General features: G+C 55.1%; 20 protein-coding genes. 12 read left to right on the top strand and 8 right to left on the bottom strand.

The genetic code is table 11. From position 1 onward, the window contains the following. Window positions 1-14 precede the first annotated feature (14 nt). From KGA69_RS20740 to KGA69_RS20770, 7 genes are all read left to right on the top strand, one after another. Window positions 15-473: an NUDIX hydrolase gene (locus KGA69_RS20740; RefSeq protein ID WP_045393756.1), complete on the top strand. Its 459-nt coding sequence runs from the start codon at window positions 15-17 to the stop codon at window positions 471-473. A 56-nt stretch (window positions 474-529) separates the two neighbouring features. Continuing rightward, window positions 530-1636 (top strand): tRNA 2-thiouridine(34) synthase MnmA, encoded by a 1107-nt coding sequence (gene mnmA / locus KGA69_RS20745; RefSeq protein WP_045393753.1) that lies wholly within the window; start codon window positions 530-532, stop codon window positions 1634-1636. Between the two features lie 56 nt (window positions 1637-1692). After that, the gene (gene hflD, locus KGA69_RS20750) at window positions 1693-2334 is read left to right on the top strand and encodes a high frequency lysogenization protein HflD (RefSeq protein WP_015367144.1); all 642 of its coding nucleotides are present in this window, start codon (window positions 1693-1695) and stop codon (window positions 2332-2334) included. 3 nt (window positions 2335-2337) lie between these two features. Beyond that, the gene (gene purB / locus KGA69_RS20755; RefSeq protein ID WP_045393751.1) at window positions 2338-3708 is read left to right on the top strand and encodes an adenylosuccinate lyase; all 1371 of its coding nucleotides are present in this window, start codon (window positions 2338-2340) and stop codon (window positions 3706-3708) included. A 167-nt stretch (window positions 3709-3875) separates the two neighbouring features. Then, window positions 3876-4550 carry a two-component system response regulator PhoP gene (phoP, locus tag KGA69_RS20760; protein ID WP_047046826.1) on the top strand — a complete coding sequence of 225 codons (675 nt, stop codon included), beginning with the start codon at window positions 3876-3878 and terminating at the stop codon, window positions 4548-4550. After that, window positions 4547-6013 (top strand): two-component system sensor histidine kinase PhoQ, encoded by a 1467-nt coding sequence (gene phoQ / locus KGA69_RS20765; RefSeq protein WP_045393745.1) that lies wholly within the window; start codon window positions 4547-4549, stop codon window positions 6011-6013. Before phoP ends, phoQ begins: the two co-directional genes overlap by 4 nt. An 85-nt stretch (window positions 6014-6098) precedes the next feature. After that, window positions 6099-7220: a ribosomal protein uL16 3-hydroxylase gene (locus KGA69_RS20770; RefSeq protein ID WP_045375085.1), complete on the top strand. Its 1122-nt coding sequence runs from the start codon at window positions 6099-6101 to the stop codon at window positions 7218-7220. A gap of 348 nt (window positions 7221-7568) precedes the next feature. On the opposite strand, the gene KGA69_RS20775 is transcribed toward KGA69_RS20770, so the two are convergent. Then, on the bottom strand, window positions 7569-8060 hold the full coding sequence (locus KGA69_RS20775; protein ID WP_045393742.1) for an REP-associated tyrosine transposase: 492 nt from the start codon (window positions 8058-8060) through the stop codon (window positions 7569-7571). A gap of 88 nt (window positions 8061-8148) precedes the next feature. After that, window positions 8149-9372 carry a peptidase T gene (pepT, locus tag KGA69_RS20780; RefSeq protein WP_045361297.1) on the bottom strand — a complete coding sequence of 408 codons (1224 nt, stop codon included), beginning with the start codon at window positions 9370-9372 and terminating at the stop codon, window positions 8149-8151. A 254-nt stretch (window positions 9373-9626) separates the two neighbouring features. On the opposite strand from pepT, the gene potA reads away from it, so the two are divergent. The 5 genes from potA to KGA69_RS20805 all read left to right on the top strand — a co-directional run bounded on the left by potA (window position 9627) and on the right by KGA69_RS20805 (window position 14628). Further along, window positions 9627-10763 (top strand): spermidine/putrescine ABC transporter ATP-binding protein PotA, encoded by a 1137-nt coding sequence (potA, locus tag KGA69_RS20785; RefSeq protein WP_045393738.1) that lies wholly within the window; start codon window positions 9627-9629, stop codon window positions 10761-10763. Further along, the gene (gene potB / locus KGA69_RS20790) at window positions 10747-11604 is read left to right on the top strand and encodes a spermidine/putrescine ABC transporter permease PotB (protein ID WP_041908286.1); all 858 of its coding nucleotides are present in this window, start codon (window positions 10747-10749) and stop codon (window positions 11602-11604) included. The genes potA and potB overlap by 17 nt, the downstream gene beginning before the upstream one ends. Next, window positions 11601-12386, top strand: a complete 786-nt coding sequence (gene potC, locus KGA69_RS20795; protein WP_045393735.1) for a spermidine/putrescine ABC transporter permease PotC — start codon at window positions 11601-11603, stop codon at window positions 12384-12386. The genes potB and potC overlap by 4 nt, the downstream gene beginning before the upstream one ends. Continuing rightward, window positions 12383-13429 (top strand): spermidine/putrescine ABC transporter substrate-binding protein PotD, encoded by a 1047-nt coding sequence (gene potD, locus KGA69_RS20800; RefSeq protein WP_020079135.1) that lies wholly within the window; start codon window positions 12383-12385, stop codon window positions 13427-13429. The genes potC and potD overlap by 4 nt, the downstream gene beginning before the upstream one ends. Window positions 13430-13752: 323 nt before the next feature. Continuing rightward, window positions 13753-14628, top strand: a complete 876-nt coding sequence (locus tag KGA69_RS20805) for a DUF6708 domain-containing protein (protein ID WP_045393733.1) — start codon at window positions 13753-13755, stop codon at window positions 14626-14628. 145 nt (window positions 14629-14773) lie between these two features. Here KGA69_RS20805 and KGA69_RS20810 read toward each other — a convergent pair whose 3' ends face one another. From KGA69_RS20810 to lolC, 6 genes are all read right to left on the bottom strand, one after another. Then, on the bottom strand, window positions 14774-15103 hold the full coding sequence (locus tag KGA69_RS20810) for a hypothetical protein (RefSeq protein WP_213292627.1): 330 nt from the start codon (window positions 15101-15103) through the stop codon (window positions 14774-14776). 91 nt (window positions 15104-15194) lie between these two features. Further along, entirely contained in the window at window positions 15195-16025 is an 831-nt protein-coding gene (gene cobB / locus KGA69_RS20815) for a Sir2 family NAD+-dependent deacetylase (protein WP_047050069.1), read from the bottom strand. A gap of 14 nt (window positions 16026-16039) precedes the next feature. After that, complete coding sequence (nagK, locus tag KGA69_RS20820) at window positions 16040-16951, bottom strand: N-acetylglucosamine kinase (RefSeq protein WP_045393727.1); 912 nt, start codon at window positions 16949-16951, stop codon at window positions 16040-16042. A gap of 105 nt (window positions 16952-17056) precedes the next feature. Beyond that, window positions 17057-18301 (bottom strand): lipoprotein-releasing ABC transporter permease subunit LolE, encoded by a 1245-nt coding sequence (gene lolE / locus KGA69_RS20825; RefSeq protein WP_045393724.1) that lies wholly within the window; start codon window positions 18299-18301, stop codon window positions 17057-17059. Beyond that, window positions 18301-19002 carry a lipoprotein-releasing ABC transporter ATP-binding protein LolD gene (lolD, locus tag KGA69_RS20830; RefSeq protein ID WP_015367168.1) on the bottom strand — a complete coding sequence of 234 codons (702 nt, stop codon included), beginning with the start codon at window positions 19000-19002 and terminating at the stop codon, window positions 18301-18303. Before lolD ends, lolE begins: the two co-directional genes overlap by 1 nt. Continuing rightward, a complete protein-coding gene (gene lolC / locus KGA69_RS20835; RefSeq protein WP_072251518.1) occupies window positions 18995-20194 on the bottom strand; it encodes a lipoprotein-releasing ABC transporter permease subunit LolC in 1200 nt (399 codons plus the stop codon). Before lolC ends, lolD begins: the two co-directional genes overlap by 8 nt. Window positions 20195-20196: the final 2 nt, after the last annotated feature.

The following is a 20196-nucleotide window of genomic DNA, read 5'->3' on the forward strand; positions in this document are numbered from 1 at the left end:
CATAAGGAAGCTCGATGTTTAAACCGCACGTCACCGTCGCCTGCGTGGTTCACGCCAAAGGCAAATTCCTGATTGTTGAAGAGACAATTAACGGCAAAGCGCTATGGAACCAGCCAGCCGGTCATCTCGAAGCCAATGAGACCCTGGCGCAGGCCGCCGAGCGCGAACTGTGGGAGGAGACCGGTATTCGCGCCGCGCCGCAGCACTTCATCCGCATGCACCAGTGGCAGGCCCCGGATAACACGCCGTTCCTGCGCTTCCTGTTTGCCATTGAGCTTAACGATACGTGCGCGACTGAACCGCACGACAGCGACATCGATCGCTGTCTGTGGCTCGGTGCTGAGGAAATTCTTAACGCGAAAAACCTGCGTTCGCCGCTGGTGGCGGAAAGCATTCGCAGCTATCAGCAGGATCCGCGGCATCCGCTGTCGCTGATTGCGGAATTTAACTGGCCGTTCACAGGGGGTGCCTGAACGGTTAGCGCGTGCTAGAATACGCCGCCTTGAAGTTCAATGTGGTGAGTATTCCAATGTCAGAAAGTCCAAAAAAAGTGATCGTCGGCATGTCCGGCGGCGTCGATTCCTCTGTTTCCGCCTACCTTCTGCAACAGCAAGGGTATAAGGTGGAAGGCCTGTTCATGAAGAACTGGGAGGAAGACGACGGTGAGGAATACTGCACCGCCGCTGCCGACCTCGCCGACGCGCAAGCCGTCTGCGATAAGCTCGGTATTGAACTGCATACCGTCAACTTTGCCGCAGAATACTGGGATAACGTCTTTGAGCTGTTCCTCGAAGAGTATAAAGCCGGCCGTACGCCGAACCCGGATATCCTGTGCAACAAAGAGATCAAATTCAAAGCCTTCCTTGAGTTTGCCGCAGAAGATCTCGGCGCTGACTACATCGCCACCGGTCACTACGTGCGCCGCGCCGATGTCAACGGCAAAAGCCAACTGCTGCGCGGGCTCGACGGCAATAAAGACCAGAGCTATTTCCTCTACACCCTCAGCCACGAACAAATCGCGCAAAGCTTGTTCCCGGTCGGTGAGCTGGAAAAGCCGCAGGTGCGCAAAATCGCCGAAGAACTGGATCTGATCACTGCGAAGAAAAAAGACTCTACCGGCATCTGCTTTATCGGCGAGCGTAAATTCCGCGACTTCCTGGGCCGCTATCTGCCTGCGCAGCCGGGCAAAATCATCACCGTCGATGGCGATGAGATAGGCGAACACCAGGGGCTGATGTATCACACCCTCGGACAGCGTAAAGGGCTCGGCATCGGCGGCACCAAAGAAGGTAGCGAAGATCCATGGTACGTGGTCGATAAAGACGTGGAAAACAACGTGCTGATTGTCGCCCAGGGTCACGATCACCCGCGTCTGATGTCCGTCGGCCTGATTGCCCAGCAGTTACACTGGGTCGATCGTCAGCCGCTTCAGGGCACCCTTCGCTGTACGGTAAAAACCCGCTACCGCCAGACCGACATCCCCTGCACCGTGAAGGCGCTGGATGACGACCGCATCGAAGTTATCTTTGATGAACCCGTCGCCGCCGTGACGCCGGGACAGTCGGCTGTATTCTATAGCGGCGAAGTGTGCCTCGGCGGCGGAATTATCGAACAGCGCCTGCCGCTGGTATCCTGATCGACCATTTTCCGCCGGACGCCTGATTAACGCCCGGCGGGTTACAAGGAGTAAGCGTGGCGAAGAATTATTATGACATCACTCTGGCGTTGGCGGGCGTATGCCAGGCAGCGCGGCTGGTTCAGCAACTGGCGCATCAGGGGCATTGCGACAGCGACGCCCTGCACGTTTCGCTGAACAGCATCATCGATCTCGACCCGGATTCAACGCTGGCGGTATTCGGTGGTAGTGAAGCCAATCTTCGTCTCGGGCTTGAGACTCTGCTCGGCGTGCTGAATACCAGCAGCCGTCAGGGCCTCAACGCGGAACTCACCCGCTACACATTAAGCCTGATGGTGCTGGAACGTAAACTCGCCGCCAGCAAAGGGGCGATGGATACTCTCGGCAACCGCATCGGCGGCCTGCGCCGTCAGTTGGAACATTTTGATCTACAATCTGAAACGCTGCTCAGCGCGATGGCTGGCATTTACGTTGACGTCATCAGCCCGTTGGGGCCGCGCATTCAGGTCACCGGTTCTCCTGCCGTGCTGCAAAGCCCGCAGGTTCAGGCGAAGGTACGCTCTACCCTGCTCGCCGGCATTCGTTCCGCCGTGCTCTGGCATCAGGTTGGCGGCGGACGTCTGCAGCTCATGTTTTCTCGCAATCGTCTGGTTAACCAGGCAAAACAAATTCTTGCTCATTTAACCCCGGAGTTATGATTTATGGAATTATCCTCACTGACCGCCGTTTCCCCCGTAGACGGCCGCTACGGCGATAAAGTCAGCGCGCTGCGCGGTATCTTCAGCGAATTCGGTTTGCTGAAATTCCGTGTACAGGTAGAAGTCCGCTGGCTGCAAAAACTGGCCGCGCACGCAGCGATCAAGGAAGTTCCTGCTTTTGCTGCCGACGCAAACGGTTTCCTTGATAAAATCGTTGCCGACTTCAGCGTAGAGGACGCGGAGCGTATCAAAACCATCGAACGCACCACCAACCACGACGTGAAAGCGGTAGAATATTTCCTCAAGGAAAAAGTCGCCGATATCGCCGAGCTGCACGCGGTGTCAGAATTCATTCACTTCGCCTGTACTTCTGAAGACATCAACAACCTGTCGCATGCGCTGATGCTGAAAACCGCACGTGACGAAGTGGTTCTGCCGTACTGGCGTAAACTGATTGACGCGATTAAAGATTTGGCGACCCAATACCGTGACGTGCCGCTGCTTTCTCGTACCCACGGTCAACCGGCGACCCCGTCCACCATGGGCAAAGAGATGGCTAACGTCGCCTACCGTATGGAGCGCCAGTACCGTCAGCTGAACCAGGTGGAAATCCTCGGTAAAATCAACGGCGCGGTCGGTAACTACAACGCCCACATCGCCGCCTATCCGGAAGTTGACTGGCATCAGTTCAGCGAAGAGTTCGTTACCTCACTGGGTATTCAGTGGAACCCGTACACCACCCAGATTGAACCGCACGACTACATCGCCGAACTGTTTGATTGCATCGCGCGCTTCAATACCATCCTGATCGATTTCGATCGCGATGTGTGGGGCTACATCGCGCTCAACCACTTCAAACAGAAAACCATCGCGGGTGAAATCGGCTCTTCAACCATGCCGCATAAAGTGAACCCGATTGACTTCGAAAACTCCGAAGGCAATCTGGGCCTGGCGAACGCCGTGATGCAGCACCTGGCCAGCAAGCTCCCGGTTTCCCGCTGGCAGCGCGACCTGACCGACTCCACCGTGCTGCGTAACCTCGGCGTGGGTATCGGCTATGCGCTGATCGCGTACCAATCCACTCTGAAAGGCGTGAGCAAGCTGGAGCTGAACCAGGATCGTCTGCTGGACGAACTGGATCACAACTGGGAAGTGCTGGCTGAGCCGATCCAGACGGTGATGCGCCGCTACGGTATCGAAAAGCCGTACGAGAAGCTGAAAGAGCTGACCCGCGGTAAGCGCGTTGACGCCGAAGGTATGCAGCAGTTCATCGACGGCCTGCCGCTGCCAGAAGCAGAAAAAATCCGCCTGAAGGCGATGACCCCGGCTAACTACATCGGCCGCGCGATCACCATGGTCGACGAGCTGAAGTAACCAGCCTGCCTCAGGTAGCATGGGCAATCTCTTCGCACATGCTACCTGGCAACCTTCCACTTTCCACGCAAAAAAATCTCTCTCCCGCCTGGTTTAAATAATGTTTACCCCCAGCGCCACATAATCGCGTTAAACTATTCAAATCGAAAATGAAATGGAGAATGGGCATGCGCGTACTCGTCGTTGAGGATAATGCTCTGCTGCGCCATCACCTCAAGGTCCAGCTACAGGAACTGGGGCATCAGGTGGATGCCGCGGAAGATGCAAAGGAAGCAGATTACTACCTGGGCGAGCATATCCCGGATGTCGCCATCGTTGACCTTGGCCTGCCGGATGAAGACGGCCTGTCGCTGATCCGCCGCTGGCGTAGTCACGACGTATCGGTACCGGTACTGGTACTGACCGCCCGTGAAGGCTGGCAGGATAAAGTCGAGGTGCTGAGCGCCGGCGCCGATGACTACGTCACCAAACCCTTCCATATCGAAGAGGTCGCCGCCCGCATGCAGGCGTTGCTGCGTCGCAATAGCGGCCTGGCGTCACAGGTAATTTCGATTCCGCCTTTCCAGGTTGACTTATCGCGCCGCGAATTATCGGTCAATGACCAGCCGATTAAGCTCACCGCCTTTGAGTACACCATTATGGAAACGCTGATCCGTAACCGCGGCAAAGTGGTGAGCAAAGATTCGCTGATGCTGCAGCTCTATCCGGATGCCGAACTCCGCGAAAGCCACACTATTGATGTGCTGATGGGGCGGCTGCGTAAGAAAATCCAGACGCAATATCCGCAAGAGGTGATCACCACCGTGCGCGGTCAGGGCTACTTATTCGAACTGCGCGGATGAAAGGCGTGTTGCGACATATTCTCCCGCTTTCACTGCGCGTCCGCTTCCTGCTGGCGACGGCCGCCGTGGTGCTGATCCTGTCGCTGGCCTACGGCATGGTTGCGCTGGTAGGCTACAGCGTCAGTTTCGATAAAACCACTTTCCGTCTGCTGCGCGGCGAGAGCAACCTGTTCTACATGCTGGCGAAGTGGGAAAATAACCACATCGATGTCGATATTCCGGAACACCTGAATATGCAGAGCCCGACGGTGACGCTGATTTACGACGCCAAAGGTAAACTGCTGTGGGCACAACATGACGTCCCCTGGCTGGTGAAGCGGATCCAACCTGAATGGCTGAAAAGCAACGGTTTTCATGAAATCGAAGCCGATGTTGGCAGCAGTAGTATGCTGCTGCGCAATAATGATGAAATTCGCGAGCAGCTTGACGCCATCCGCGAGGAAGATGACTCCTCGGAGATGACGCACTCGGTGGCGATTAATCTCTATCCGGCCACCGCGAAGATGCCGCAATTAAGCATTGTGGTGGTCGACACCATTCCGGTGGAGCTTAAACGCTCTTATATGGTGTGGAGCTGGTTTATCTACGTGCTGGCGGCTAACCTGCTGCTGGTCATCCCGCTGCTGTGGCTTGCCGCCTGGTGGAGTTTACGCCCTATCGAATCACTGGCGAAAGAGGTCCGCGAACTGGAAGAACATCATCGTGAGAGGCTCGATTCTCACACCACTCGTGAACTTACCGGTCTGGTCAGCAACCTTAATCGCCTGCTGAAAAGCGAACGCGACCGCTACGACAAATACCGAACCACCCTTACTGACTTAACCCACAGCCTGAAAACGCCGCTGGCGGTGCTGCAAAGCACCCTACGCTCGCTTCGCGGCGAGAAAATTAGCGTCAGCGAAGCAGAGCCGGTGATGCTGGAGCAGATTAGCCGCATCTCACAGCAAATCGGCTATTATCTGCACCGCGCCAGCATGCGCAGCGGCAATGCGCTTCTCAGCCGCGAACTGCACCCGATCGCCCCGCTGCTGGATAGCCTGACCTCGGCTTTGAATAAGGTCTACCAGCGTAAAGGGGTTAACATCACGCTGGATATTTCGCCGGAGATAAGCTTTGTCGGCGAGCAGAACGACTTTATGGAAGTGATGGGCAACGTGCTTGATAACGCCTGCAAGTACTGTCTGGAATTTGTCGAAGTCTCGGTACGCCAGACCAACGACAACCAGCTGCATATTCTGGTGGAGGATGACGGCCCAGGAATTCCCCGCAACCAGCGCACGGCGGTGTTCGATCGCGGCCAGCGCGCCGATACGTTGCGTCCGGGTCAGGGGGTAGGCTTGTCTGTCGCCCGCGATATCGTCGAACAGTATGATGGCGATATCCTGACCGGCGACAGCCTGCTCGGCGGCGCCTGCATGGAAGTTATCTTTGGCCGACAACTTCCTGATGATAAAGAGAGCTAACGCAACAGTTTTTTAACGGCGCCTGCATCACCGCGGCGTCGCATCCGTTATAATCCCAGACAGACACCTGCTGTGGAATATAAATATGGACTATCAATTAACGCTTAACTGGCCCGACTTTATCGAACGCTACTGGCAAAAACGCCCGGTAGTGTTAAAGCGTGGCTTCGCCAATTTCATCGACCCAATCAGCCCGGATGAACTGGCCGGTCTGGCCATGGAGAGCGAGGTCGACAGCCGTCTGGTGAGTCATCAGGACGGAAAATGGCAGGTCAGCCATGGTCCATTTGAAAGCTACGATCATCTTAGCGAAAACAACTGGTCGCTGCTGGTGCAAGCGGTGAACAACTGGCACGAGCCGACAGCGGCGTTGATGCATCCCTTCCGTGCCCTACCGGACTGGCGTATCGATGACCTGATGATCTCCTTCTCCGTCCCCGGCGGCGGCGTGGGCCCGCACCTTGATCAATACGATGTGTTTATCATTCAGGGTACCGGCCGCCGGCGCTGGCGCGTGGGCGAAAAGGTGCCGATGAAACAGCACTGCCCGCATCCGGATCTGCTGCAGGTTGATCCGTTTGAAGCCATCATCGATGAAGAGATGGAGCCTGGCGATATTCTCTACATTCCGCCTGGATTCCCGCATGAAGGCTATTCGCTGGAAAATTCGCTTAACTATTCGGTCGGCTATCGTGCGCCGAACGCTCGCGAGCTGTTCAGCGGCTTTGCTGACTATATTTTGCAACGAGAACTGGGTAGTCAGCGCTATGCCGACCCGGACGTGCCATCCCGCGACCATCCGGCCGATATTCTGCCGGTTGAGCTGGATCGTCTGCGCGAGATGATGCTGGGGCTGATTAACCAGCCTGAGCACTTTAAGCAGTGGTTTGGCGAGTTCATTACCCAATCCCGCCACGAGCTTGACGTGGCGCCGCCGGAGCCGCCATATCAGCCAGATGAAATTTACGATGCGCTGCAGCAGGGCGATAAGCTCGCCCGCCTCGGCGGCCTGCGCGTGCTGCGAATCGATGGCGAAGTGTTCGTCAACGGCGAGAAAATCAATTCTCCGCACCGCCCGGCGCTTGACGCGCTGGCAACGCATCTGTCGCTGCGTGCCGAACATTTCGGCGATGCGTTGGAAGACCCATCTTTCCTCGCCATGCTGGCGGCGCTGGTCAACAGCGGCTATTGGTTCTTCGAGGACTGAGTCGACAGCCTGCCCGGTGGCGCTGCGCTTACCGGGCCTACAAATGGCGTCAACCCACATCCTGCCCGGTGGCGCTGCGCTTACCGGGCCTACAAACGGCATCAACCTACATCCTGCCCGGTGGCGCTGCGCTTACCGGGCCTACAACGGCATCAACCACACCCTGCCCGGTGGCGCTGCGCTTACCGGGCCTACAAACGGCATCAACCTACATCCTGCCCGGTGGCGCTGCGCTTACCGGGCCTACAACGGCATCAACCACACCCTGCCCGGTGGCGCTACGCTTGCCGGGCCTACAAATGGCATCAGCACCGTAGGCCGGATAAGGCGTAGCCGCCATCCGGCATATTACCGCCGCTCTCCGGCATCCATTTCGGCGATGTGCCCTGCCCAATCCTCAGGATATAACCCCAGCCTCACATCACGATGGAACGTTGAATATGGCCAATCACTCACGCGTCCGACAAGCCGGTGTTTCACTGGATTGATATAAACGTAATCCATATGACGCCGATAATCTTCATCATTACGGATAGCATGTTCCCAAAAACGCGGCTGCCAGATCTGGCTCTGCGCTAACGCACGCGTAAAAGACTTTTTAATTTCCCGCCAACGACCAGAATAATCGGAATCACCTTCCGGCAACGTCCAAATACAGTGCATATGTTCAGGTAACACAACCCAACTGTTAATCTGGAAAGGTCTCTTACGTTTAGCACAGGCTATCGCGGCACGAAGATGATCAGTATGTCGTGTCAGCAGATCGCTGTGGCGATTTTGCAGGTTTACGGTGAAAAACCAGCAGCCGCCAGGGAGATAACTACGGCGATAATTTGACATCAGAGGTTCCCTCCTCTTCAGCTTATATGGACTCTTTTTGCCCGGTGGCGACTCACGCCTTACCGGGCCTACAGGATCGGGCTCTGGTTTAGCGTTTCGCCGTCAACTCCGCAATCCGCACAATCACCTGCACGGCTTTCTCCATGCCTTCCAGCGTGACAAACTCGTGCTTACCGTGATAGTTGTAGCCGCCGGTAAACAGATTCGGGCACGGTAATCCCATAAACGAGAGCTGGGCGCCGTCGGTACCGCCGCGTATTGGCTTTATCTGCGGCTCGATATCGCAGTCCACCATCGCCTGACGCGCGATGTCCACTACGTGCGGATGGGCAATCACCTTCTCATGCATGTTGTAATAGCTATCTTCGATCACCAGTTCAATGTAGCAGTCAGGGTGCAGCCCTTTACCGACCTTTTTGGCGATCTCCATCATTTTGCGTTTACGCGCTTCAAACTGCTTGCGATCGAAATCACGCAAAATATAGTGCATCTCCGCCCGGTCAACGCTGCCTTTGATGCTGGTCAGGTGATAAAAGCCTTCATAACCGTCGGTGGTTTCCGGCGCTTCATTGGCGGGCACTTCGGCATGAATTCGCGCCGCCAGCGATAAAGCGTTAACCATCACCCCTTTCGCGGTACCTGGATGCACATTATTGCCAACGATTTTGATAGTGACCGACGCGGCATTGAAGTTTTCAAATTCCAGCTCACCGACCCCGCCGCCATCAACGGTGTACGCCCAGCGGGCATCAAACGCGGCAACGTCAAAGTGCTTCGCGCCTTTCCCGACCTCTTCATCCGGCGTAAAAGCAACACGAATATCACCGTGAGGGATTTTTTTCGCCTGCAGCGTCGCCAGCGCCGTCATGATCTCAGCGATGCCCGCTTTGTCGTCGGCGCCGAGCAGCGTTTTACCGTCGGTGGTAATAAGCGTCTGGCCTAACAGCTGATGCAGAACCGGGAACATCACCGGCGACAACACTTCATCGCCGATGCCGAGGGCGATATCGCCGCCGCGGTAGTTTTCAACAATTTGCGGATTCACGTTCTTACCGCTGAAATCCGGCGAGGTATCGACGTGGGAAATAAAACCGATGGCCGGGATTTCCCCTGCGACATTGGCCGGCAGCGTCCCCATCACCGTACCCTTCTCACTTAGCGTCACGTTGACCAGCCCCATTTCTTCCAGCTGGCTCTGCAGCAAACGCAGCAGCTTCCACTGCCCTTCGGTACTGGGAACCTGACGTACGCCAGGCTTCGATTGCGTATCTAAAGAAACATACTGCAGAAAACGCTCAAGCAATTTATCCATGTGGCCACCCTCTTTTTTTGTGACAACATTATCAATAAGGGCGAAAAGACAAATATTGCGTCAGGTCATTTTTAGCCCGTAAACCAAAATTTAATACATTTGCGTGCATTCTGTGTAAAGGTGATACACCGCAGAACAACAATGATTGGCGATTACAATCGTTTGCCGTAAAATGCTGGCCCTTATTAATTATGTGCAACCCCAAAGGTGGTTAATCACAAACCCCGCAGCGATCCCTTTTCCGTTGCGTCTACATGGGACAGAGTCAAAAATTGAATATACAACCGCGTTCGCTTTCTCCGCTGGTACAACTCGCGGGAATTCGCAAAAGCTTTGATGGTAAGACCGTTATCTCCGATCTCAACTTAACCATCAATAATGGTGAATTTCTCACCCTGCTTGGCCCCTCTGGCTGCGGTAAAACAACCGTTCTTCGTCTAATCGCTGGTCTGGAAAGCGTCGATGTCGGACGTATCCACCTGGAAGACCAGGATATCACCCATGTCCCGGCGGAAAACCGCCACGTCAATACCGTATTCCAAAGCTACGCGCTATTCCCGCACATGACGGTGTTTGAAAACGTTGCCTTCGGCCTGCGGATGCAAAAAACCCCGGCGGCAGAAATCACCCCGCGGGTGGTGGATGCATTGAAAATGGTACAGCTGGAGGAGTTTGCCCAACGCAAACCCCACCAGCTCTCCGGCGGCCAGCAGCAGCGCGTCGCCATCGCCCGGGCGGTGGTCAATAAACCGCGTCTGCTGCTGCTTGATGAGTCGCTCTCGGCGCTCGACTACAAGCTGCGTAAGCAGATGCAGAACGAACTCAAAGCGCTACAGCGCAAGCTCGGCATCACTTTTGTTTTCGTCACCCATGACCAGGAAGAAGCCCTGACGATGTCCGACCGCATTGTGGTAATGCGCGATGGCAAAATCGAGCAGGACGGTACCCCGCGTGAAATCTACGAAGAGCCGAAGAATCTGTTCGTCGCCAGTTTTATTGGCGAAATCAACATATTCAACGCAACCGTTATTGAACGCCTGGATGAACAGCGCGTACGCGCCTGCGTCGAAGGCCGCGAGTGCAATATCTACGTCAACTTCGCCGTTGAAAAAGGGCAACAGCTGAACGTACTGCTCCGTCCGGAAGATCTACGCGTTGATGAAATTCATCACGGTAGCGAAGCGGACGGCCTTATCGGCTACGTGCGCGAGCGCAACTACAAGGGAATGACCCTTGAGTCGGTTGTTGAGCTGGAAAACGGCAAGATGGTCATGGTCAGCGAATTCTTCAATGAAGACGATCCGGACTTTGACCACTCGCTCGACCAGAAAATGGCCATTAATTGGGTAGAAAGCTGGGAGGTTGTGCTGGCCGATGAAGAACACCAGTAAATTCCAGAATGTGGTGATCGCCACCATCGTGGGCTGGCTTGTACTGTTCGTCTTTCTGCCCAACCTGATGATCATCGCCACCAGCTTCCTGACCCGCGACGATGCGAACTTCGTCAAAATGGTCTTCACGCTCGATAACTACTCGCGGCTGCTGGATCCGCTCTATTACGATGTGCTGCTGCATTCGTTGAATATGGCGCTGCTGGCGACCCTCGCCTGCCTGGCGTTGGGCTATCCGTTCGCGTGGTTTCTGGCGCGCTTGCCGCAAAAAGTACGCCCGCTGCTGCTATTCCTGCTGATCGTTCCGTTCTGGACTAACTCGCTTATTCGTATCTATGGGCTGAAGATTTTCCTCAGTACCAAAGGCTATCTGAATGAGTTCCTGCTGTGGTCAGGGGTTATCGATACGCCGGTACGCATTATGTACACGCCGTCAGCAGTGATCATCGGCCTGGTCTACATTTTGCTGCCGTTTATGGTGATGCCACTCTACTCCAGCATTGAAAAACTGGATCGTCCGCTGCTGGAGGCGGCAAAAGACCTCGGCGCCAGCAAGCTGCAGACCTTTATCCGCATCATTATACCGCTCACCATGCCGGGAATTATCGCCGGCTGTCTGCTGGTGATGCTGCCGGCAATGGGGCTCTTTTATGTTTCAGACCTGATGGGCGGCGCCAAAAACCTGCTGATCGGCAACGTTATCAAGAGTCAGTTCCTGAATATCCGCGACTGGCCGTTCGGCGCGGCGACCAGTATCACCTTAACGCTGGTGATGGGGCTGATGTTGTTGATTTACTGGCGCGCGGCGCGCCTGCTGAATAAAAAGGTGGAGCTGGAATGATCGGTCGACTGCTGCGCGGCGGCTTTATGACCGCCATTTACGCGTATCTCTACATCCCTATTATTATTCTGATCGTTAACTCGTTTAACCGCTCGCGCTTTGGCATCAACTGGCAAGGCTTCACCACCGACTGGTATAGCCTGCTGATGAATAACGATAGCCTGCTGCAGGCCGCCCAGCATTCGCTGACCATGGCAGTGTTGTCGGCGACCTTCGCCACGCTTATCGGCTCGCTCACCGCCGTGGCGCTGTATCGCTACCGTTTTCGCGGTAAGCCGTTCGTCAGCGGAATGCTATTCGTCGTGATGATGTCGCCGGATATCGTGATGGCTATCTCCCTGCTGGTGCTGTTTATGCTGATCGGTATTCAATTGGGTTTCTGGTCGCTGCTGTTTTCGCATATCACCTTCTGCCTGCCCTTCGTGGTGGTAACCGTGTTCTCACGCTTGAAAGGCTTTGATGTGCGCATGCTGGAAGCGGCGAAAGACCTCGGCGCCAGCGAGATGACCATCCTGCGCAAAATTATCCTGCCGCTGGCGCTGCCGGCGGTAGCGGCCGGGTGGCTGTTGAGCTTTACCCTGTCGATGGATGACGTGGTGGTCTCTTCGTTTGTCACCGGTCCGGGTTATGAAATCCTGCCGCTGAAGATCTATTCCATGGTTAAGGTCGGCGTTTCGCCAGAAGTGAACGCGCTGGCGACGATTCTGTTGGTTCTTTCGCTGGTGATGGTCATCGCCAGTCAGTTAATTGCACGTGATAAAACTCAGGGGACGTCAAAATGAAAAAATGGTCACGCCACCTGCTCGCTGCGGGCGCTCTGGCTTTAGGCATGGGCGCCGCGCAGGCAGACGATAGCAAAACGCTCTACTTCTATAACTGGACCGAATACGTGCCGCCAGGCCTGCTGGAACAGTTCACCAAAGAGACCGGCATCAAGGTGATCTATTCGACCTACGAGTCGAATGAAACCATGTACGCCAAGCTCAAAACCTATAAAGATGGCGCTTACGATCTGGTGGTGCCATCGACCTATTTCGTCGACAAAATGCGTAAAGAAGGTATGCTGCAAAAGATTGATAAGAGCAAGCTGAGTAACTTCAGCAACCTCGATCCGCAGATGCTGAATAAACCTTTCGATCCGAATAACGACTACTCGATTCCCTACATCTGGGGCGCGACGGCAATCGGCGTCAATAGCGATGCTATCGACCCGAAAACCGTGACCAGTTGGGCCGACCTGTGGAAACCGGAATATAAAAGCAGCCTGCTGCTGACCGACGACGCGCGCGAGGTGTTCCAGATGGCGCTGCGTAAACTGGGCTATTCCGGTAACACCACCGATCCAAAAGAGATTGAAGCGGCTTATAACGAGCTGAAAAAACTGATGCCAAACGTCGCGGCGTTCAACTCCGATAACCCGGCAAACCCGTATATGGAAGGCGAAGTGAACCTCGGCATGGTATGGAACGGTTCCGCTTATGTCGCGCGTCAGGCAGGTACCCCGTTGGAAGTGATTTGGCCAAAAGAAGGCGGCATCTTCTGGATGGATAGCCTGTCTATTCCGGCGAATGCCAAAAACGTTGACGGCGCGCTGAAGCTAATTAACTTCCTGTTGCGCCCTGATGTCGCGAAACAGGTAGCTGAAACTATCGGTTATCCGACGCCGAACCTGGCCGCGCGCAAAATGCTCAGCCCGGAAGTCGCCAACGATAAATCGCTGTATCCGGATGCCGCCACTATCGAAAAAGGCGAATGGCAAAATGATGTCGGCAGCGCCAGCGCTATTTATGAAGAGTATTACCAGAAGTTGAAAGCCGGTCGTTAATTGTCATACTATGCTGGATAGCGTCGATGCTATCCAGCATATAAAAAGCTAATATATTCACTACCAATTATCCGCTAATAAGCATATACAAATAAAGTGCTGCGGGTTATTCATTTCGCCCGAACTTATTCAATCGCTATATATATTGCTTCTCACTCGCGCTGTCGTTATTCTACATCGTTCTTGCTGCTTTACGGGTGGCGCTAATCTGCATAAATAAAACAAGGTAACGCTGAAAGAGATAATCGTCATTATTTAGCACGCCAAACATAACCGAAATGAATATCTAAAGGATTAACCCCGACATTACATAAGGACATGGAATGAAAAACAACATAAAAATTAAAGCCCCGCCACTCTTCGGCGTTACGGAAGTTAATGATATTTACTGTGATATCAGTAGGAATGTACCACGAAGTGAGTGGTTAGGCGTCACCTTACCTTTTGCCTTAGTTTTTGTTTCGCTGTTAGGCCTGTTTATTATCGTGCCTTTGGTTGGTTACCTTCAGGAGCTAATATTTGTTGTCCCAATACTTATCCTGTTGTTATATAGCGCAATACATGCACTACGCCTTTTCATTAGCAAGCCCAAGGATATGATAATTCGGCTAAATCGCCGTCAGCAGAAAATCTATATCCAGAAGCATTGCCATAACCATAATATTTTTGCTAAATGGCCCGTTGAAACGCTAGTTTTCGACTGGAGTGACGTTATTCGCCCCAGTTTCAGAAACGGTTCCGGTTCGGCAAGTTCACGGACGTGGTATGCCTGGCATATTAATCCACCTGACAGCCCAAAGGTCAAAATTATCATCAGCGATGATAATATACCTTTATTTTTTTACGCATCACGTTACTTCATTAGCATTGAGGATACGATTATTAGCTATGCCGAGTCCTGGCAATGGTGTAACGATTATATGAATGGTATAAATTCTCCCGTTACTCTTTTGACACAACCTCGCGCCACCTTTAAATACTGCGTAACGACGCTGAGCAATAGATTGTTATCACGCGTCGATGATAGCGATCGCTGGACCACCATTTTCCCTATCCGTAATCCATTCTTTTGGTTGATATCATTTCTTTTTGTGCCAATTATATTAATCGATGCGCTGGCGCTGCGCAGTATTCTGCGAAGACTTCCCGATACACTCTGGTCTGATTTCGCACAGACGGAATCGACGTCGGATAGTTAAATATCAGAAGTGGCCAGAGTGGCTTACAGACCTGTTGTTGCGAGCATTAAAATCTGTCCATAATATTCAGATTGACGGGCTTTCAGTTTTTTGAGCAATAATTCATCGCGGTCGGAAGCTTCCGACCGTTAAGACGTTTCTAATTTCACTTCTGTCGCCGGGATTTCCCTCTGGCTTCTCTGCGCTGCAAAAAATCCTCAATGATGCCGAAGATCGCATTAAAGGGTTTCCATAGCACCACCAGCAGCAGCATGGGGCCATATATCCGCACGCTACCTGTTGCAACCTGACCGATGAACAGCAGGGCTAAGCCATCCAGTAGCAGGCACAATGTGCTGCCGATACCAATGACCAGGCACAGCAGGAAGAGGATCGGTCGACTATCGGCGTACATAGGTAAAGCGTTCTGGCTCCATACGCCGACGATAATGGCCGCAATCAACATGATCGCTTCGATAATCAGCGGGTTATGCATAGTCTGACTCCTGTCATGACGTTTCATCCTTGGTAACAGCTCTGCCGGAAGCAAAGGGCTGTGCCCATGCTACCCGGCAGGCTGATTCAGTTTATAGCGAGTTTTCCTGCAACAGCTTATCGATGAAGGCTGGCACGACTTCGCTTGCCAGCCCGTAATGTTTCTCAGCGAATTCGCTGCCGACCTGGCTTGGTTCAAGGTTAAGCTCGACGGTATGCGCGCCGTGCAGACGAGCTTCATGGACAAAACCTGCGGCCGGGTAGACGTGACCGGAAGTCCCAATCGCGATAAAGATATCGGCCTCGGCCAACCCGCTGTAGATCTCATCCATGCCCAGCGGCATCTCGCCGAACCATACCACGTGCGGGCGCAGCGCCGCCGGGAACTGGCAGCAGTGGCATTTGTCATCCGCCGTCACGTCGCCGGTCCACTCCAGCACCTGTCCGCTCCACGAACAGCGCACTTTCAGTAACTCGCCGTGCATATGGATAACCCGGCGGTTACCCGCGCGCTCGTGCAGATTATCGATGTTCTGCGTCACCAGCAGAAAACGATCGCCCAGCGCCTCTTCCAGCCTCGCCAGCGCCAGATGCGCGGCATTGGGCGCGATTTCCGCGCTCTGCAACTGGCGGCGGCGGGCGTTATAAAACGCCTGCACCAGCGCCGGGTCACGGGCAAAACCTTCCGGCGTCGCCACATCTTCCACCCGATGTTCTTCCCACAAGCCATCGGCGGCGCGGAAGGTTTTAATCCCCGACTCCGCCGAAATACCGGCGCCGGTTAACACCACCACCCGCGGTTTGTCTATTGCCTGCGGCGGCGTTTTGTCTTCGCCGAAGAAGACACGTTGCCGTAAGCGATCGCGCAACTGGCGTTTTTTACGGCGGAAACGGCTTAAGCGATGTAAGCGGCGCGACAGCATAGCTACCCCTGTAATTAATGAGTCAAATGAAGGAAGGCCGCACCGCGCATACCTCCGGCGTCGCCGTGACGCGCGCGCTCAATGCGCGGCACCCGGGCGACCGGAAGCAAATGACGCGGCAGGCGCTGCGCCAGCCCTTCGGTTATAGCAGTAAAATTAGATAATCCGCCACCTAACACCAGCAGATCCGGATCGACAATGGTGAGGATATTGCCCAGACAAACGGCCAGTAGATCGAGGTAACGTTCGACGTGCTCCCGCGCCTGCGCATCACCCTGCTGCCACAGATCGACGATCTGTGGCGAAGTTAAGGATTGATGATAAAAATGCTGATACAGCCAGGCGAATCCGCGGCCGGAAAGATAGTTCTCGATGCAGCCGAGCTGGCCGCAGCCGCAGCGGGTTAGCGGAAAATCGCGCCCCACTACTTCCAGGGCGTCCACCGGCAGACGAATATGACCGAACTCGCCGGTGATGTAGCTGTGACCGGTTATTGATTTGCCGTTAAGCACGATCCCGCCGCCGACGCCGGTGCCGAGGATTAACCCCATCACCAGCGGATATTGGGTAAATTCATCATCCCACGCTTCAGATAACGCAAAGCAGTTGGCGTCATTATCAAGACGAACTTCACGCCCCAGGCGTGCGCTGAGATCAACGCGCAGCGGTTGGCCGCTGGCGGCGGGAACGTTGGCGGCATACAGCTTGCCGTCCGCGGTTTCCGGCATACCGGGGATACCGATACCGACCGCGCCCTCCACGCCAAAGCGCCGATCGGCTTCGCGAACCAGCGCTTCAATCGCCTGCAGGAAAGCCTCATAGCTTTCCGTCGGAGTGGGGACGCGTTTTTCCCACTGCAGTTGTCGGGCGTTATCAAATACGCCCAACGCTATCTTGCTGCCGCCAATGTCAAATCCGTAGTACATTTCAGCCATTCCTCTTATTGGCCCCAACCCCTCATCCTTTGGGCTGTATCTGCTTTCACAGCACTGGCCTAAGGGATGCGGCGTTTGATGGGCCACGACGATAAATTACTGGCCACTCAGCACCCTCGCCGGGTCAATACGACTGGCGCGGCGGGCGGGATACCAGCTGGCCAGCAAACTCAGCAACAGTGCTGTCACCAGCACATAAACGACGTCCAGCCAGTGCAATTCAGACGGCAGGAAGTCAATAAAATAGATGTCGCCGGAAAGGAATTTATGCCCGATCAACGTTTCGATACCGTTGATAATCGATGTCAGCTTCAGCGCGGCTACCACGCCGATAACCACCCCGATCAGGCTCCCGACCGAACCGGCCAATAAACCATACCATACGAAAATCGCGCGGATTAAGCCGTCTTTCGCGCCAAGCGTGCGCAGCACCGCAATATCGCCGCTTTTATCTTTTACCGCCATCACCAGCGTCGAGACGATGTTAAAACAGGCGACGCCGATAACCAGTACCATGGCGAGATACATAATGGCGCGAATCATCTGAATATCACGGTACATATAGCCATAAGTGCCGATCCAGCTCTTGATATAGACGTAGCTGTTGGTCACCTCGCCGGCGTCGCGTACCAGCGTATTGGCGTGGAAAACGTCGGTGACTTTAATGGCGATGCCGGTCACGCTGCTGCCCATATCCAGATACTGCTGGGCGTCCGCCATCGGGATCATCGCGAAGCTATGGTCCAGTTGGCCGCTCAGTTGCAGAATCCCGGTCACGTGTAGCCTGACGCGTTTCGGCTGCAACAGCTGGTGCTCGGAATCTGAATTGGGGATCATGATCGACACCCAATCGCCCTGCTTCACATGCAGCGCATCGGCGACGCCTTTGCCCAGAATAACCTGCTGCTCGCCGGCCTTAAAACCTGCCCATGCGTTGTTCTGCACAAAGTTTGGTAGCGAACTCAGGCGGCTCTCCTGCTGCGGATCGACGCCCTTGACCTGAATGGCGCGCATATTGCTGCCGCTCTCCACCAGCCCGGTAAAGTTGATATAGGGCGCAGCGGCGACGATGCCTTTCACTTTTTCAACCTTCGACAGCGCCTCGTTCCAGTTATTCCACGGCTGGTTAACCGGCTCGATTTCGCCGTGCGGCACCACCGCCAGAATGCGATTATTGAGCTCGCGCTCGAAACCGTTCATCGCGCTCAGGCCGACGATCAGTACCGCCACCCCTAATGCGATGCCGATAGTAGAGATGACGGAAATCAGCGAAACCATGCCGCCGCGGCGTCTGCCGCGGCTAAAACGCAACGCAATCAGTAACGATAACGGTGAAGCCATTACTGGGCCCCCATCAGGGTCAGGTCGGCCGTCAGGCGGCCATCGCGCATCTCCAGCTGGCGGTTCATCCGTTTCGCCAGCTGCAGGTCATGAGTCACCACCAGGAAAGCGGTACGCTGCGCCACGTTGAGCTCGCCCAGCAGCTCAAAAATGCTGTCGGCGTTGCGGGCGTCGAGGTTGCCGGTCGGTTCATCCGCCAGTACCAGCCGCGGTTTGTTCACCAGCGCGCGGGCAATCGCCACACGCTGGCGCTCGCCGCCGGAAAGCTCAGACGGACGATGGTGGCTACGGTGTTCCAGGCCGACCGCCTGCAGCATCGCTTTCGCCTGGCGTTCGATATCCGCCGCTTTTTTCTTGCCAATCAGCAGCGGCATCGCCACGTTTTCCAGCGCGGTAAAGTCCGGCAGCAGGTGGTGGAACTGATAGATAAACCCGAGTTCGCGATTACGCAGATCGGCGCGAGCCGCCGCAGAAAGCGAGCTCATCGGCTGACCGGAGAAAATAACATCGCCGGAGGTCGGCGTATCCAGCCCGCCAAGCAGGTGCAGTAGCGTACTTTTGCCGGAACCTGAAGAGCCGACAATCGCCATCATTTCACCCTCTTGAATGCTGAAGCTGACATCGTGCAGCACATCGGTTTGCACGTTGCCTTCCTGATAGCGTTTGCACAGGTTGTCGCATTGCAGCAGGATCTTATTCATAACGTAAAGCCTCAGCGGGTTGGGTGGCGGCAGCGCGCCAGGAAGGATACAACGTAGACAACAGGGCCAGCGCCATCGCCACCAGAGCGATAATAATCACCTGCAGCGGCTCAATCGCCACCGGCAGGGCCGCGCCGTCCAAAAACGCGCCGATAATCGGCATCAAATTATTCAGCTGGCTGGCCAACAGCACGCCGAGCAGCGCGCCAAGCAGCGCGCCGACAATACCAGCGCTGGCGCCCTGTACCATAAAGACGGCCATGATCTGCCGCGGCGTCAGCCCCTGGGTCTGCAGAATAGCCACCTCGCCCTGCTTCTCCATCACCATCATGCCAAGAGAGGTAATGATGTTGAAAGCGGCGACGGCGACGATCAGGCTCAGCAGCAGCCCCATCATATTTTTCTCCATTCGCACGGCCTGGAACAGCTCGCCTTTGCGCTCGCGCCAGTCCTGCCATTTGGTGCCGTCGGGCAGCTTCTGTTGACTGAGCGTATCAACCTGCAGCGGTTGGCTGAGCCACAGACGCCAGCCGGTAATATTGCCCAGCGGATAGCGCATCAGGCGGGAGGCGTCATCAATGTTGGTCAGCATTTGATAGCCATCGACTTCGCTGTTGGCGGCAAAGGTGCCGATGACGTTAAACAAACGCTGGCTCGGGACACGGCCCATCGGCGTAAACTGGCTGGCGGAAGGCACCATCACGCGAATTTGATCGCCACGGTTAACCCCCAACTGGCCGGCCAGCTGTTCACCGAGAATGACGTTATATTTGCCGGCCTGCAGATCGCTTTGTTTCACGTTCACCAGGTAAGGCGTCAGCGGATCTTTTTGCGCCGGGTCGATACCCAGCATCACGCCGACGGCGACGCTGCGGGCGCTTTGCAGCACCACATCACCGGTGGTGAGCGGCGCGACGCGCGTCACGCCCTGCAGCTTAACGGCGCTTTCCGGCATTTTTTGCGGGTTGATAGAGCCCTGCTGGGCGCTAATGATAGCCTGCGGCATCAGCCCCAGGATGTTGTTTTGCAGCTCACGCTCAAAACCGTTCATCACCGACAGGACGGTCACCAGCGCCATCACGCCAAGCGTAATGCCGATGGTCGAAAGCCAGGAGACGAAACGGCCGAAGCGGTCGGCTGCGCGCCCGCGCATGTAGCGAAGGCCGATAAATAGTGCGGCAGGTTGGTACATGT

It is taken from the genome of Klebsiella sp. A52 (genome assembly GCF_018388785.1).
In the GTDB taxonomy this organism is placed as follows: Bacteria; Pseudomonadota; Gammaproteobacteria; order Enterobacterales; family Enterobacteriaceae; genus Klebsiella; species Klebsiella aerogenes.

Bases quoted from the DNA above. Each gene is read 5' to 3' on its own strand.
- lolD (WP_015367168.1), bottom strand. From the start codon at position 19,002: ATGAATAAGATCCTGCTGCAATGCGACAACCTGTGCAAACGCTATCAG.
- KGA69_RS20810 (WP_213292627.1), bottom strand. From the start codon at position 15,103: ATGCATAACCCGCTGATTATCGAAGCGATCATGTTGATTGCGGCCATT.
- phoP (WP_047046826.1), top strand. From the start codon at position 3,876: ATGCGCGTACTCGTCGTTGAGGATAATGCTCTGCTGCGCCATCACCTC.
- KGA69_RS20770 (WP_045375085.1), top strand. From the start codon at position 6,099: ATGGACTATCAATTAACGCTTAACTGGCCCGACTTTATCGAACGCTAC.
- potA (WP_045393738.1), top strand. From the start codon at position 9,627: ATGGGACAGAGTCAAAAATTGAATATACAACCGCGTTCGCTTTCTCCG.
- KGA69_RS20805 (WP_045393733.1), top strand. From the start codon at position 13,753: ATGAAAAACAACATAAAAATTAAAGCCCCGCCACTCTTCGGCGTTACG.
- potB (WP_041908286.1), top strand. From the start codon at position 10,747: ATGAAGAACACCAGTAAATTCCAGAATGTGGTGATCGCCACCATCGTG.
- KGA69_RS20775 (WP_045393742.1), bottom strand. From the start codon at position 8,060: ATGTCAAATTATCGCCGTAGTTATCTCCCTGGCGGCTGCTGGTTTTTC.
- nagK (WP_045393727.1), bottom strand. From the start codon at position 16,951: ATGTACTACGGATTTGACATTGGCGGCAGCAAGATAGCGTTGGGCGTA.
- potD (WP_020079135.1), top strand. From the start codon at position 12,383: ATGAAAAAATGGTCACGCCACCTGCTCGCTGCGGGCGCTCTGGCTTTA.
- mnmA (WP_045393753.1), top strand. From the start codon at position 530: ATGTCAGAAAGTCCAAAAAAAGTGATCGTCGGCATGTCCGGCGGCGTC.
- lolC (WP_072251518.1), bottom strand. From the start codon at position 20,194: ATGTACCAACCTGCCGCACTATTTATCGGCCTTCGCTACATGCGCGGG.
- pepT (WP_045361297.1), bottom strand. From the start codon at position 9,372: ATGGATAAATTGCTTGAGCGTTTTCTGCAGTATGTTTCTTTAGATACG.
- cobB (WP_047050069.1), bottom strand. From the start codon at position 16,025: ATGCTGTCGCGCCGCTTACATCGCTTAAGCCGTTTCCGCCGTAAAAAA.
- purB (WP_045393751.1), top strand. From the start codon at position 2,338: ATGGAATTATCCTCACTGACCGCCGTTTCCCCCGTAGACGGCCGCTAC.
- potC (WP_045393735.1), top strand. From the start codon at position 11,601: ATGATCGGTCGACTGCTGCGCGGCGGCTTTATGACCGCCATTTACGCG.
- phoQ (WP_045393745.1), top strand. From the start codon at position 4,547: ATGAAAGGCGTGTTGCGACATATTCTCCCGCTTTCACTGCGCGTCCGC.
- lolE (WP_045393724.1), bottom strand. From the start codon at position 18,301: ATGGCTTCACCGTTATCGTTACTGATTGCGTTGCGTTTTAGCCGCGGC.
- KGA69_RS20740 (WP_045393756.1), top strand. From the start codon at position 15: ATGTTTAAACCGCACGTCACCGTCGCCTGCGTGGTTCACGCCAAAGGC.